Here is a 259-nt window from a genome sequence, read left to right as displayed (position 1 = left end):
ACATAACGGATATGTAGACTGGAATTACAGTGGTATCCTAAGACTTGGCGGCTCATATTACTATGTGTCAAACGGAATCTTAAACTGGAATTATACAGGACTTGCGAAAAACAAAACAGGCTGGTTTTATGTAAAAAACGGAAAAGTTGACTTTTCAAAGACAGGACTTGTGTATAATGCAGGAAACTGGTTCTATGTCCAGAATGGATTTTTAAACTGGAAAACATGTACACTCGCACAAAATGGCGGAGTGTGGTAT

The 259-nt window shown here is 37.8% G+C and carries 1 protein-coding gene; it reads left to right on the top strand.

Going from position 1 to position 259, the window contains the following annotated elements; translation table 11 throughout:
• Positions 1–259 (top strand): hypothetical protein (locus AC2FA3_RS15325; protein ID WP_490510336.1); only part of this gene is annotated, 259 nt, incomplete at both ends.

The organism is Janibacter sp. CoH_79_TC_3 (assembly GCF_058197955.1).
This window is presented reverse-complemented; position numbering and strand designations above follow the sequence as displayed.